This window comes from Miltoncostaea marina, from assembly GCF_018141525.1.
GTDB classification, from domain to species: Bacteria; Actinomycetota; Thermoleophilia; order Miltoncostaeales; family Miltoncostaeaceae; genus Miltoncostaea; species Miltoncostaea marina.
In genome coordinates, this window is record NZ_CP064655.1 from 1,373,898 (window position 1) to 1,387,076 (window position 13,179).

General features: G+C 75.3%; 11 protein-coding genes. 10 read left to right on the forward strand and 1 reads right to left on the reverse strand.

Annotated elements, in window-relative coordinates; translation table 11 throughout:
• Positions 1–457: 457 nt before the first annotated feature.
• The 4 genes from ftsH (at position 458) to holA (ending at position 5,862) form a co-directional block, all read left to right on the forward strand.
• Positions 458–2,350 (forward strand): ATP-dependent zinc metalloprotease FtsH, encoded by a 1,893-nt coding sequence (gene ftsH, locus ITJ85_RS06870; protein ID WP_425517097.1) that lies wholly within the window; start codon positions 458–460, stop codon positions 2,348–2,350.
• A 79-nt stretch (positions 2,351–2,429) separates the two neighbouring features.
• Complete coding sequence (locus ITJ85_RS06875; protein WP_217915613.1) at positions 2,430–2,621, forward strand: hypothetical protein; 192 nt, start codon at positions 2,430–2,432, stop codon at positions 2,619–2,621.
• A 436-nt stretch (positions 2,622–3,057) separates the two neighbouring features.
• Positions 3,058–4,782, forward strand: coding sequence for a ComEC/Rec2 family competence protein (locus ITJ85_RS06880; protein ID WP_217915614.1), 1,725 nt, complete (start codon positions 3,058–3,060; stop codon positions 4,780–4,782).
• A gap of 12 nt (positions 4,783–4,794) precedes the next feature.
• Positions 4,795–5,862, forward strand: a complete 1,068-nt coding sequence (holA, locus tag ITJ85_RS06885; protein WP_217915615.1) for a DNA polymerase III subunit delta — start codon at positions 4,795–4,797, stop codon at positions 5,860–5,862.
• Here the strand turns inward: holA and rpsT are convergent.
• A complete protein-coding gene (gene rpsT / locus ITJ85_RS06890) occupies positions 5,859–6,128 on the reverse strand; it encodes a 30S ribosomal protein S20 (RefSeq protein WP_217915616.1) in 270 nt (89 codons plus the stop codon). The two genes, holA and rpsT, sit on opposite strands and share 4 nt — an antisense overlap.
• A gap of 65 nt (positions 6,129–6,193) precedes the next feature.
• Between rpsT and murJ the strand changes: the two genes are divergently transcribed.
• The 6 genes from murJ to ITJ85_RS06920 are packed head-to-tail and all read left to right on the forward strand — an operon-like array spanning position 6,194 to position 13,161.
• Positions 6,194–7,771, forward strand: coding sequence for a murein biosynthesis integral membrane protein MurJ (gene murJ, locus ITJ85_RS06895; RefSeq protein ID WP_217915617.1), 1,578 nt, complete (start codon positions 6,194–6,196; stop codon positions 7,769–7,771).
• 5 nt (positions 7,772–7,776) lie between these two features.
• Positions 7,777–9,591 carry a translation elongation factor 4 gene (gene lepA / locus ITJ85_RS06900; RefSeq protein WP_217915618.1) on the forward strand — a complete coding sequence of 605 codons (1,815 nt, stop codon included), beginning with the start codon at positions 7,777–7,779 and terminating at the stop codon, positions 9,589–9,591.
• Entirely contained in the window at positions 9,588–10,688 is a 1,101-nt protein-coding gene (gene hemW / locus ITJ85_RS06905) for a radical SAM family heme chaperone HemW (protein ID WP_217915619.1), read from the forward strand. Before lepA ends, hemW begins: the two co-directional genes overlap by 4 nt.
• Positions 10,685–11,749 (forward strand): heat-inducible transcriptional repressor HrcA, encoded by a 1,065-nt coding sequence (gene hrcA, locus ITJ85_RS06910; protein WP_217915620.1) that lies wholly within the window; start codon positions 10,685–10,687, stop codon positions 11,747–11,749. Before hemW ends, hrcA begins: the two co-directional genes overlap by 4 nt.
• Complete coding sequence (locus ITJ85_RS06915; protein WP_217915621.1) at positions 11,742–12,431, forward strand: hypothetical protein; 690 nt, start codon at positions 11,742–11,744, stop codon at positions 12,429–12,431. The genes hrcA and ITJ85_RS06915 overlap by 8 nt, the downstream gene beginning before the upstream one ends.
• Positions 12,412–13,161 (forward strand): lysophospholipid acyltransferase family protein, encoded by a 750-nt coding sequence (locus ITJ85_RS06920; RefSeq protein WP_217915622.1) that lies wholly within the window; start codon positions 12,412–12,414, stop codon positions 13,159–13,161. The genes ITJ85_RS06915 and ITJ85_RS06920 overlap by 20 nt, the downstream gene beginning before the upstream one ends.
• The last annotated feature ends 18 nt before the right edge of the window (positions 13,162–13,179 follow it).

The following is a 13,179-nucleotide window of genomic DNA, read 5'->3' on the forward strand; positions in this document are numbered from 1 at the left end:
GGCGTCCCGCCGCCCGCGACACGGCGTCGGGGGTCGCCGTCTGGGACCACCATCGCCCGCCCTCCATCCGGCCCACGTCGTCGCCGTGCCCGGCGCCGGCGGCGGCGTCGCACGCCGCTCGCGCCGGCCGCTCGCGCCGGCATGATCGCGTCGCAGGTGGGCCAGGTCGTGCGGCAGCTCGGCGCCGTCGCCGACCCGGTTGTCGGCGCCGCGTTCGATCTCGACGAGCACCCCGTCCGCGCGGTGGGGCAGCGGGCGGCGGCGCCGCCCGGGGCTCGTGAGGCGGTCGACCCCTGCCGGGTCGGACGTCGGCCTCCCGCCGCCGCCGGCGGGACGGGCCACCCGCCCGACGGTGGTCTATCCTCGGGTCGCGGTCGGTGGATCCGGCGGCAGATCGCGAGGCCTTGGAGGGCCACTGAGCAAGTTCCTCAAGAGCGCGGCGTTCCCGATCCTGATCGTGATCCTGCTGGTGTTCGTGGCCCAGCGGCTGGTGGTCTCCTCGGAGCCGTCCACCCCGGCGCCCACCTTCGACCAGTTCGTCACCATGATCGGCCAGGGCGAGGTCGAGCGGGCGACGATCAAGGTGGAGTCCAAGGAGGTGGACGTCACCCTGAAGGACGAGCGCACCTTCACCACCGGCTACCCCGAGGACTACTCGGAGAACCTGGTCAACCAGCTCGAGGCCAACAAGGTGCCCTTCCAGGTCAAGGGCATCTCCCAGTCGCCCTGGTGGTCGAGCCTGATCTGGCTGGCGCCCTTCATCCTGTTCATCGGCTTCTGGATCTACCTGATGAACCGCATGCAGGGCGGCGGCTCCAAGGTGATGAGCTTCGGCAAGTCGCGCGCCAAGCGGATGTCGGCCGACGCCCCCAAGATCACCTTCGCCGACGTGGCCGGCGCTGACGAGGCGGTCGAGGAGCTGCACGAGATCAAGGAGTTCCTCGAGAACCCGAAGAAGTTCCAGGCGCTGGGGGCCCGCATCCCCAAGGGGGTGCTGCTGTTCGGCCCGCCCGGCACCGGCAAGACCCTCCTGGCCCGGGCGGTGGCCGGCGAGGCCGGGGTGCCGTTCTTCTCGATCTCGGGGAGCGACTTCGTCGAGATGTTCGTCGGCGTGGGCGCATCCAGGGTGCGCGACCTGTTCGAGCAGGCCAAGCAGTCGAGCCCCTGCATCATCTTCATGGACGAGATCGACGCCGTCGGCCGCCACCGCGGGGCGGGCCTGGGCGGTGGCCACGACGAGCGCGAGCAGACCCTCAACCAGCTGCTGGTCGAGATGGACGGCTTCGAGGCCAAGGACAACATCATCCTGATCGCGGCCACCAACCGGCCCGACATCCTCGACCCGGCCCTGCTGCGCCCCGGCCGCTTCGACCGCCAGATCGTGGTCGACCGCCCCGACCGCGAGGGGCGGGCCAAGATCCTGCGCGTCCACACCAAGGGCAAGCCGATCGCCAAGGACATCGACCTGATGGCCCTGGCCGGCCAGACCCCCGGCTTCACCGGCGCCGACCTGGCCAACCTGGTCAACGAGGCGGCGCTGCTTGCGGCCCGAAAGGGCCGGCGGGTGATCGACCAGGCCGAGCTCGAGGAGGGGATCATGCGCGTGATCGCCGGCCCCGAGAAGAAGTCGCGCCTGCTCTCGGAGAAGGAGCGGGTGGTGACCGCCTACCACGAGATGGGCCACGCCCTGGTCGGCCACTTCCTGCCCGAGGCCGACCCGGTCCACAAGATCAGCGTGGTCAGCCGCGGCCAGGCCCTCGGCTACACCATCTCGATGCCGGCCGAGGACACCTTCCTGACCACCCGCGCCCAGCTCGAGGACCAGATGGCGATGACCCTCGGCGGGCGGGCCGCCGAGGAGCTGGTCTTCTCCGAGATCACCACCGGGGCGGCCAACGACCTGGAGAAGGTGACCGCCACCGCCAAGCAGATGACGATGCGCTTCGGCATGTCCGACAAGCTCGGCCCGCGGGTGCTCGGCCACAACCAGGGCGCCCCCTTCCTCGGCCGCGACATGCACTCCGAGCCCGACTACTCCGATGACCTGGCCCGCACCATCGACTCGGAGATCCGGCGCATCATCGAGGAGGCCCACCAGCGGGCCCGCGACATCCTCACCGAGCACCGCTTCGAGCTCGAGCGCCTCTCGCAGATCCTGCTGCGCCGCGAGACCATCGAGCGCGACCAGTTCATCGCCCTGCTCGACGGCGCCTCCGAGGACCGGGTCTTCGCCGCCGCCGACGCCCGCGCCGCCGAGCTGGCCCGCGCCGCCGACCAGGCCAGCCCCGAGCCCCCCAAGCCCAAGCGCCTGCCCTACCCCGGCGCCGGGGAGCCCCTCACCGACCTGTGACGGGGGCCGGCGCGCCCCCGCGCGCCGGCCGTCACATCCCGGGCACCGCCCGCGCGTGCGCCGCGCCTAGCGTGGGCGCATGGCGAGCGCGCGCGCCCCGTCGGCGGGCCGGCTGCGGCTGGCGCCGCACGCGGTGCTCGGCGCCTTCTGCGCCGGCCTCGTCGCGTCGCTGGGCGCGCCCGGGCCGCCGGCGGGGCACGCCGCGGCGTGCCTGGCGGCGGCCTCCGGGGGCGGCTGGTGCATGGCGCGGGGAGGGCCCGCGGCGCGCTGACCCTCATCGCGCTGGCCGCGCTGCTGGCGGGGCTGGCCTGGGGCGGCGTGCGGGTGGCCCGGACGGCGCCGCCCGCGCTCGACCTGCCCGTGCACGTGGGCGGGACGGTGGTCGTCGACACGCCGCCCCTGCCCGACGGCCGGGGCGGGCTGCGGGCGCGGGGCGTGGTGGAGGAGCTGCGGGGTGGGGCGGCGGTGCCCGCGGGCACGCGCCTGCTGCTGGAGCTGCCGGCGGGCCGGCCGCCGCGCAGGGGGCGCGCCTGCGGGTGGCGGGGCGGCTGCGCCGGCCGCGGGGCCCGCCGCGCCGGGGTGGTGGCGCGCCTGGCTGGCGCGGCAGGCATCGCGGCGCGCATGCGCCCGCGCGCGCGACGGTCCTCGGCCGGCGCGGCGGCCCCGCGGGCCTGCGCGACCGCTGGCGGGAGTGGGCGACGGGGGAGGTGGCCGCCGGCCTCGGCGGCGACCGGGCGGCGCTGGTGCGGGGGATGGCGCTCGGCGGGGGCGCGACCCTGTCGGAGGGGGCGGCCACCGCCTTCCGCGACGCCGGGGTGTGGCACCTGCTGGCGGTCTCGGGTCAGAACGTCACCGTGGTGGCCATGGCGGCGCTCGCCCTGCTGGTGGCGGCGGGTGTCGGCCGGCGAGCGGCGGTCGCCGCGGCGGCGCTGGTGATCGTGGCGTACTGCCTGGCCTGCGACGGCGGGGCGTCGGTGGCGAGGGCGGGCGTCGTGGGCGCCCTCGGGCTGGCGGCCGAGCTGCGCTCCACGGCGCGCGACCGCTGGCACCTGCTGCTGGCGGGCCTGGCGCTGCTGCTGGCCCACCAGCCGCGGTCGATCGGCGATCCGGGGCTGCAGCTGTCGTTCGCCGCCGTCTGCGGCCTGTTCACGCTCGGCCCGCCGCTCGCCGCGTGGTGGCGCGGCTGGCTGCCCGGGCCGGCGGCCGACCTGGCGGCGATGGCGGGCGCGGCGGGGATCGCGACGGCGCCCGTGGTGGTGTGGCACTTCGGCCGGCTGTCGCTGGTCGGGCTGGCGGTGAACGTGGTGGCGGTGCCGCTTGCGGCGCCGATCGTGGTGCTGGCGCTGACCGGGATCGCGGCGGGCGCGGTGCTGCCGGCCGCCGGGGTGGCGCTCGCGTGGGTCGCGGGCGCGGGGGCGACGGCGCTCCTCTGGCTCGCCCGCGCGGCGGCCGCGGTGCCGGGGGCGGCGGTCGATCTGCCCCTGCGGCCGCGCCCGGGATCGCGGCGGCGCGGCGGGCCTCGCCGGGCTGGCGCGGCTGGCCGCGCCGGCGGGCCCGGCACCGCCGTGCTCGCTCGGCTGCCGTGGCCGCGGATCGCGGCGGTCCTCGTGGCTGCCGCCGTGGCGGGCTGGGCGCTCGCGCCCGGGCCCGCCCCGCCCTGGCCGGCGCGCCCCGCCGTGACGGCGCTCGACATCGGGCAGGGCGACGCCATCCTGCTGCGCAGCCCCGACGGGTCGGCCGCGGTGGTCGACGCCGGGCCGCCGGGCCCGCGGGGGTCGGCCGCGCCGCTGGTGCGGGCGCTGCGGCGGCTCGGCGTGCGGCGGTTGGACGCGCTCGTGCTGACGCACGACTCGCTGGACCACGTGGGCGGGGCGCCGGCGGCGTTGGCGGACGTGCCGGTGGGCGCGCTGCTGCTGCCGCCCGAGCCGGCGGACGGCTGGGCGCCGGCGGCGCGCGAGGCGGTGGCGGCGGCGCGCGGGCGGGGCGTGCCGGTCGCCGTCGTGCGGGCGGGCGCTCGGGTGGACGTGGGGGCGTGGCGGGTGCGGGTGCTCTGGCCGGCGCGCGGCCGGCCGGCGGGGGCCGACCCGAACCCGCACAGCCTGGTGGCGGTCGCGAGCGCGGACGGCCTGGACGTGCTGCTGACCGGCGACGCCGAGAGCGACGCGCTGGCCCGCCTGCCGGGCGGCCGCGTGGAGGTGCTGAAGGTGTCGCACCACGGCTCGGAGGACCCCGGCCTGCCGGCCGAGCTGGCGCGGCGGCGCCCCGCCGTGGCGCTCGTCTCGGCGGGGCGGGGCAACCCGTTCCGCCACCCCCGGCCGGAGACCCTGGCGGCGCTGGCCGCGGCGGGCGCGTCGACCTGGCGCACCGACCGCTCGGGGGACGTGACCGTGACGGCCTCCGCGGGCGCGCTCGCCGTCGCCGGCAGCCGGTAACCTGGCCGGTCGATGGCCCGCGAACCCCTCAAGCCCGCGTACGTCATCTGGGGCGAGGACCGCGCCACGATCGACCGCGCGGTGAGCCGGCTGATCGCGCGCGTCGAGCGGGAGGGCGGGATGCCCCCGGAGCGCTTCCGGGCCTCTGAGACCTCCTCGGAGCCGGTCGTGGCGGCCTGCGAGGCGCTCTCGTTCGGCGGCCTGCGGCTGGTGCTGGTGGAGGGCGCCGACGCCTGGAAGGCCGCAGAGGCGGCCGCCTTGGTCGGCTACCTGGCGGCGCCCAACCCGACGACCTGCGTCGCCCTCGTGGCCTCGGCCGCCGTCACCCCCAAGCTGCACGCTGCGGTGAAGGAGCTGGGCGGCGAGCTGCAGTACGGGCCCGACCCGAAGGCCAAGCGCGGCGACCGGGTCAAGTGGCTGGTGGAGCACTTCCGCGACGAGGTGCGCCGCGCCGGTGGGTCGGCGTCGCCGGCGGTCGCGCGGGCGGTCGTCGACCGCGTGCTGGTGGACCGGCCCGACGCCCGGCGCGGCGGGGTGGCGCCGATGGAGCTGGCCCGCGAGGCCGAGAAGCTGGCGGCCTACGCCGACGGCCAGCCGGTGACCGCCGAGATGGTCGACGAGCTGGTGCCCGACCACCCCGACGCGAAGGTCTACGAGCTGGCCGACGCGCTGGTGGCGGCCGACGCCGCGCGGGCGTACGACCTGCTGCAGGACCTGGCGACCGGCGAGGACCCCGTGCCGCCGATCGTTGTCGGCGTGCAGCTGGCCAACCGGTTCCGGTCGCTGGCGCAGGCCCAGGCGCTCGGCCCGCGCGTGAGCGCCGACGCCGTGGCCGCCGCGACCGGGGTCAAGGGCTGGCCCGCCCGGATCCTCGCCGAGCAGGCGGGCAGGCTGCCGCCCGGCGCCGCCCAGCGGTCGCTCGCGCGCCTCGCGGCGCTCGAGCTCGACCTGCGCGTGTCCAGCCTCCGCGACCTCGGCCGCACCCGCGACGACGGTGAGCGGCTGGTGCTGGAGGCCGCGGCGCGCGACCTGCTCGCCCTGGCGCGCGGCGCGCGGCCGGCGCCGGGCGACGGGCGCTAGGCGGTCGTGATCCCCCGGGCGATGCGCGCCAGGCGGCTCTTCTTGCGTGCCGCGTTGTTGCGGTGGATCACGCCCTCCGCGGCGGCCCGGTCGATGAGGTGCTCGAGCTCGCGCGAGCGCGCGGTCACCTGCTCGGCGTCCCCGCCCTCGACGGCCTCGTCGACGCGCCGGAAGAGCGTCTTGATGGTGGAGCGGTACCTCAGGTTGCGGTCGCGCTGCTCCAGCGAGCGGCGGTTGCGCTTGATCTGCTGCTTGATGTTCGCCACGCGGGGCGTCCTCCAGGGTTCGGTCGGCGCTGCATGGTAGCGGGCGCGCCGGAGCGCGGGTAGAGGTGGCCGCGCGGGACTCCGGCGGCCGGCCCGCGCGCGGGCTCGGCCGCTCGACGGCGATCTTCGCCGTCTGGACGGGCGTGAGCCGGGTGGCGGGGCTGGTGCGCGAGATCGCGGCCGCCGCGATCTTCGGCACCTCGGGGGCGATCAGCGCCTTCGTGGTGGCGTTCAACGTGCCGAACCTGCTGCGCAGCCTGGTGGCCGACTCGGCGCTGTCGGCGGCCTTCGTGCCCGTGTTCACCCAGCTCGAGGAGGAGGGGCGCAAGCGCGAGGCGCAGCGCCTGGCCGGCGCGCTCATCGGCCTGATCACGATGGTGCTCGGGGCGGTGACGCTGCTCGCGATCGTCCTGGCGCCGTGGATCATGCCGCTGTTCGCGCCCGGCCTCGACGAGGGGCTGGTCGACGAGACCGTGCACCTGGCGCGGATCATGTTCCCGATCGTGGTGCTGCTGGGCCTGACGGGCCTGGTGGCGGCGCTGCTGCAGGCGGCGGGCGAGTTCGGCGCGACGGCGTTCGCGCCGGTGCTGTGGAACGTGGCGATCATCGTCGGCCTGGTCGCGGTGACGCCGCTGGTGCCGGACGACGACCGGATCACCGTCTACGCGGCCGCGATCGTGGTGGGGACGGCGATCCAGCTGCTCTACCTGCTCCCCGGGCTGCGCGGGAAGGGGCCGTTCCCGATCTCGCTGGGCCGCGGCAACCGGCACGTGCGCAAGGTGCTCGTGCTGATGCTGCCGGTCACGCTGGGGCTCGGCCTGATCAACGTCAACCTGACCATCGACACGGTCTTCGCGACGCTCGTCGGCGAGGCCGCCCCCCGCGCCATCGACGCGGCGTTCCGGCTCTACCTGCTGCCTCAGGGCATGTTCAGCGTCGCGATCGCGACCGTCCTGTTCCCGACGATCTCGCGCCTGGCCGCGCGCCAGGACGTCGACGGCATGCGGGCCACGCTGGCGCAGGGGCTGCGCCAGATCATCTTCATGCTGATGCCCGCCTCGGCCTTCCTGCTGGTGCTGGCCGAGCCGACCGTGCGGCTCGTCTTCCAGCGCGGCGAGTTCGACGCCACCAGCACCGACCTGACGGCCACGGCGCTCGTCTTCTTCGCGATCGGGCTGGCGTTCAACGGCGCCAGCCTGCTGGTGATCCGGGCCTTCTTCAGCCTGCAGATGCCCTGGCTGCCCACGAAGGTCGCCGCGTTCGGGGTGGTGCTCAACACCGCGCTGAACGCGGCCTTCTATCAGCCGCTCGGCACGGGCGGCATCCCGCTGGCCACGTCGCTGTCGAGCGCGGTGACCCTCGGGATGCTGCTGTACCTGCTGGAGCGCGAGCTCGGCGGCCTGCACCGCGCCTGGGTGGCCGACGGCGCGATGCGCAGCCTGGTGGCGAGCGGCATCTCGGCGCTGCTCGCCTGGTCGTCGTGGCGGGTGCTCGACGACGCGCTGGGTCGCTCGCTCGGCGCCCAGGTGGTGGCGATGGGCGTGGCGCTCGCCGCCGCCGCGGGGGCGTACCTCGCCGCCGCGCAGGCGTTCGGGATGGGCGAGCTCCGGGCGCTGGCCCGGCTGAGGCGGCCGCTACAGTAGGTCGCGTGGACCAGCCGCACATCCGCAACTTCTGCATCATCGCCCACATCGACCACGGCAAGTCGACGCTGGCCGACCGCATCCTCCAGCGCACCGGAGCGGTGGCCGAGCGCGACATGCGCAGCCAGGTGCTCGACTCGATGGAGCTCGAGCGCGAGCGCGGCATCACGATCAAGGCCCAGGCCGTGCGCGTGCACTACACCGCGTCCGACGGCGAGACCTACCAGCTCAACCTGATCGACACCCCGGGCCACGTCGACTTCAGCTACGAGGTCTCGCGCAGCCTGGCCGCCTGCGAGGGCGCGCTGCTGGTGGTCGACGCCAGCCAGGGCATCGAGGCCCAGACGCTCGCCAACACCTACCTGGCGATCGAAGGCGACCTCGAGGTGGTGCCGGTGCTCAACAAGATCGACCTGCCGGCCGCCGACCCCGAGCTGCACGGGCGCGCCGTGGCCGACCTGATCGGCGACGACCCCGACAACGTCCTGCGCATCTCGGCGAAGACCGGCGAGGGCGTCGACGCCGTGCTCGAGGCGGTGGTCGCGCGGGTGCCGCCGCCCGCCGGCGACCCCGAGGCGCCGGCGCGGGCCCTGATCTTCGACTCGGTCTACGACCAGTACCGCGGCGTGGTGGCGTTCGTGCGCGTGGTCGACGGCTCGTTCGCCCAGGGCGACCGCCTGAAGGCCATGCAGACCGGCCTCGTCGTCGACGCCGAGCAGATCGGCTACATGGCGCCGGTCATGACCCCCACGGAGCGCCTGGAGGCGGGGGAGAGCGGCTTCCTGGTGACCGGGCTCAAGAACCTCGGCGACCTGCGGGTGGGCGACACCCTCACGCTGGCCGCGCAGCCGGCCGCCGAGGCGCTGCCGGGGTACCGCGAGGTCAAGCCCATGGTGTTCTGCGGGCTCTTCCCGGTCGACGCCGACGACTACCCCGACCTGCGCGACGCGCTCGAGAAGCTCTCGCTCAACGACGCCTCGCTGCGCTGGGAGCCCGAGAGCTCGCAGGCGCTCGGCTTCGGCTTCCGCTGCGGTTTCCTCGGGCTGCTGCACATGGACATCGTGCGCGAGCGCCTCGAGCGCGAGTACGACCTCGAGCTGCTCGCCACCACGCCGAACGTGGAGTACCGGGTCACCACCACCGGCGGCGAGGTCGTGCCGGTGCGCTCGCCGGTGGAGCTGCCGCCCACGACGAGCATCGAGACCATCGAGGAGCCGTTCGTGCGCTGCACGATCCTCGTGCCGCAGGAGGGGGTCGGCGCGGTGATGGGCCTCTGCCAGGACCGGCGGGGCGTCTTCGTGACGATGGAGCCCATCGAGAACCGCCAGCAGGTGGTGTACGACATGCCCCTCGCCGAGATCGTGCTCGACTTCTACGATCAGCTGAAGAGCCGCACCCGGGGCTACGCCTCGCTGGACTACGAGATCGTCGGATACCGCGAGAGCCCGCTCGTGAAGATGGACATCCTGCTGGCCGGCGACCCCGTGGACGCGCTGTCGATGATCGTCCACCGCGACCACGCCTACACGCGCGGCAAGGGGCTGGTGGAGCGCCTGCACAAGACGATCCCGCGCCAGCTGTTCGAGGTGCCGATCCAGGCAGCCGTGGGCGGCAAGATCCTCGCCCGCGAGACGGTCAAGGCGCGGCGCAAGGACGTGCTCGCCAAGTGCTACGGCGGCGACATCTCGCGCAAGCGCAAGCTGCTCGAGCGGCAGAAGGAGGGCAAGAAGCGCATGAAGCAGGTCGGGTCGGTCGAGGTGCCGCAGGAGGCGTTCCTGTCGGTGCTGAAGATCGGCGACGAGTCCCGCGCCGGCAAGTGAGCGGGGTCCGGCACCTCTACGTCCACCTGCCGTTCTGCGCCTCGCGCTGCGGCTACTGCGCGTTCGTGGTGGAGGTGGGCGCGCTCGGCGCGCGCGACGCCTACCTCGACGCGCTGACGGCCGAGCTCGGGCAGGAGGCCGGGCGCCTCGGTCCGCTCGAGACGGTCTACCTCGGCGGCGGCACGCCGACCCTGATGCGGCCGCGCCGCCTGGCGCGGCTGCTGGACGGCCTGCGGCCCCGCCTCGCCGAGGGGGCGGAGGTCAGCATGGAGGCCAACCCCGAGACCGTCGACGGCGCCGCGCTGCGGGCCCTGCGCGCGGCCGGGGTCACCCGCCTGTCGCTGGGCGTGCAGTCGTTCCGGCCGCACCTGCTCGGGGCGCTCGACCGCCTCGCCACGCCCGACCAGGCGCGCGACGCGTTCCGTTGCGCCCGCGCGGCGGGGTTCGAGGACATCTCGATCGACCTCATCTTCGGCATCCCCGGCCAGACGCCGGCCGACCTCGAGGCCGACCTGGCCGACGCGCTCGCCCTCGGGCCGGACCACGTGTCGTGGTACGAGCTGGAGATCAAGCCGGGCTCCGCGCTCGCCCGGCGCGGCACGCGGGCGATGGACGAGGACGAGGGCGCCGACGCGTACCGGCGCATCGTGGAGGGGCTCGAGGCCGCCGGGTACGCCTGGTACGAGACCGCCAACTTCGCCCGCCCCGGCCACGAGTGCCGGCACAGCCTCGCCTACTGGGGCGCGGCCGACTACCTGGGCCTGGGCGTGGGCGCCGTCAGCACCGTCGACGGGGTGCGCTGGCGCAACGCGCCGGGGGTCGGGCGCTACACGGCCGCGCTGGCCGCCGGCGGGCCCCCGCCCCGCACCCGCGAGCCGCTCGACGCCGACGACCGGCGCCGCGAGCGCTGGATGCTCGGCCTGCGCCTCGCCCGCGGCATGGACCTCGCCTGGGCGGGGCCGCCGGACCACCCGGGGGCGCTCGACCGGCTCGCCGCCGCCGGCCTGCTGCGCCGCGACCACGACGCCGTGGCGCTCACCCGCGAGGGCCGCTTCGTGCAGAACGCCATCCTCCACGAGCTCATGGAGTACGCATGACCGACGCCCGCGGCATCGGCGACGCGGCGCAGCTCAAGCCGCGCCAGGAGACCATCCTGCGCACGGTCGTCGAGGAGTACATCGCGTCCGGCGCGCCCGTCGGCAGCAAGCACCTGGCCGGCCGCGAGGGCATCGACTTCGCCTCGTCGACCGTGCGCTACGAGCTGGCGCGGCTCGAGGACCTCGGGTTCCTCGACCACCCGCACACCTCGGCCGGGCGTGTGCCCACCGACCGCGGCTACCGCTACTACGTCGACGCGCTGCTCACGCGCGACCCGCCGGCCGACCCGCCGGCGGTCGTCGAGACCGCCCTCGACCTCTCCGAGATGCGCCGCGAGGTCGACGACGCGCTCGCACGGCTGGCCGACGTGGTCGCGCAGGTCACCAACCTGCTCGGCATCGTCACCGCGCCGCCGCCCGAGTCGTCGTCGGTGCGCCACGTCGAGGTGCTGCTGCTGCAGCCGCAGGTCGTGATGGTGGTGGTGATCACCTCGACGGGCGCCGTCACCAAGCGCGTCTTCGCCTTCGACCGCCCGGTCGACCCCGGCCTGTGCGAGTGGGCGGGCGCCTTCCTCAACGAGCGGCTCGCGGGCCTCACCGTGGGCTCGCGGATGGTCGGCACCCGGCTGGAGGAGCCGTCGCTGTCGGCCACCGAGCGCCGCTTCCTCGACGTGCTCACCCCGGCGATCACCGAGCTCGACCCGGCCGACCCGGCCAGCATCCACATCGGCGGGCGGGCCCGGTTCCTGGCCGAGCAGCGCCACCTCGACCTCATCGCGATCGACGCCCTGATGGAGAGCCTGGAGGAGCGCTACCAGCTGCTCGAGCTGCTGCGCGGCGCCCTGAGCCGCAACCAGGTCTACCTGCGCATCGGCTCGGAGATCCCCGGCCAGCGCATGTCCGGGCTCAGTATGGTGGCGGCCAACTACGGGGTGGCGCGGCGCAACCTCGGCACCGTCTCGCTCATCGGGCCCACGAGGATGGACTACCGCCTCGCCATGGCGACCGTCCGGGGCGCGGCGCAGCTGCTGTCGCGCTACGTGGAGGGTGTCTATGAGTGACGACGACGAGCGCGGCGGCATCGACGACCGCTTCGAGATCCTCGAGGTGTGGCGTCGGCCCCTGCGCGGCGACGGCGCGGCCGCCGTCCGGGTGCTCGCGAAGGTCGAGGCGGGCGCCTACGGGCCGGAGGAGTACGCCGTCGGCATCACCACCCGGCCCGACGCGCAGCTCGCCCCGCTGCTGGACGAGGCCGACCTGTTCACGGGGCTCTCGTTCGCCGAGGCCCACTGGGTGGCGGCGGTGCTCGCCAGCGCGGCCGACCGCGTGGAGGACGCCGAGAGCCTGCTGTTCGACCTGCGCATCCCGGTCGACCTGGCCTGGCGCGACGTCGACCTGGCGTCCGAGGTGATCGAGCCGGGCGGCCTGCGCTCGTCGCCGCTCGTCCCCTGGGAGCCGGAGGCCGAGGCCTCGAGGCCGGGTCGCTACGCGATCGCCACCTACACGCTGGACTGCGGCCACCAGGCGGTCGAGCTGCTGCGCCAGGACCCGGACGCCGCGCCGTTCTGGGTCGAGGACGGCGCCGTCGACCACCTCGTCGCCCGCGACGCCCGCAGCCTCACGCGCCTGCTGCACCGGGCGGCCAACCTGGAGGAGGCCCACGCGCTGATCGCCTCCGCCCAGGCCAACCTGGCGCGCCACCCCGACGACGACGACGAGGACGATGCGGACGGACGCGAGTAGGCGCGACATCCTGATGGACCGCATCGTCTGGGTCCTCGCGCACATCGTCCTCCTGCCCCTCCTGTACCTCCCGCCGCTGCGGATGCGGCGCCGGGGCGTCGAGCACCTGCCGGAGCGCGGGCCCACGCTGATCGTCTGCAACCACGTCTCGGTGTGCGACCCGATCGTGCTGACGGCCGCCGCGCGGCCGCGGCGCACGTCGATGATGGCCAAGGCGGAGCTGTTCGGGAACCCGCTCTTCGCCATCATGCTGCGCCTGCTGCGGGCGTTCCCGATCCGCCGCGGCGTGGGCGACGTCGGCGCCATCCGCCACGCGCTCGACCTGCTGGGCCAGGGCGAGTGCATCGTGATCTTCCCGGAGGGGCACGTCAGCCGCACCGGGCACATGCGGCGCGGCCACCCGGGCGCCGGGTTCTTCGCGCTGCGCCCCGGGGTGACGGTCATCCCGGCCGTGGTCTGGGACACGCAGCTCTTCCGCGGCCCGGTGCGGGTCGTCTTCGGCGAGCCGATCTCGATGGAGGGGATCGACGCCGGGCCGCGCAAGATGCGCTACCGCCAGGCCACGGACCGGATCATGACCGAGCTGTGCCGCATGGCCATCGAGCTGGGCGCGCCGATCCAGGACCCGCCGGTCGGCCCCGTGCGGCCGAAGGACCTCAAGCGCGGCTTCGTGGAGCCCGACCCGGTGGTGCTCGCCCGGCCGCCGCAGGCGGCGGCGGAGGGCGCGTGACCCGCGCTACCCTGCCGA

Bases quoted from the DNA above. Each gene is read 5' to 3' on its own strand.
- ITJ85_RS06875 (WP_217915613.1), top strand. From the start codon at position 2,430: ATGGCGAGCGCGCGCGCCCCGTCGGCGGGCCGGCTGCGGCTGGCGCCG.
- holA (WP_217915615.1), top strand. From the start codon at position 4,795: ATGGCCCGCGAACCCCTCAAGCCCGCGTACGTCATCTGGGGCGAGGAC.
- hrcA (WP_217915620.1), top strand. From the start codon at position 10,685: ATGACCGACGCCCGCGGCATCGGCGACGCGGCGCAGCTCAAGCCGCGC.
- ITJ85_RS06915 (WP_217915621.1), top strand. From the start codon at position 11,742: ATGAGTGACGACGACGAGCGCGGCGGCATCGACGACCGCTTCGAGATC.
- ITJ85_RS06920 (WP_217915622.1), top strand. From the start codon at position 12,412: ATGCGGACGGACGCGAGTAGGCGCGACATCCTGATGGACCGCATCGTC.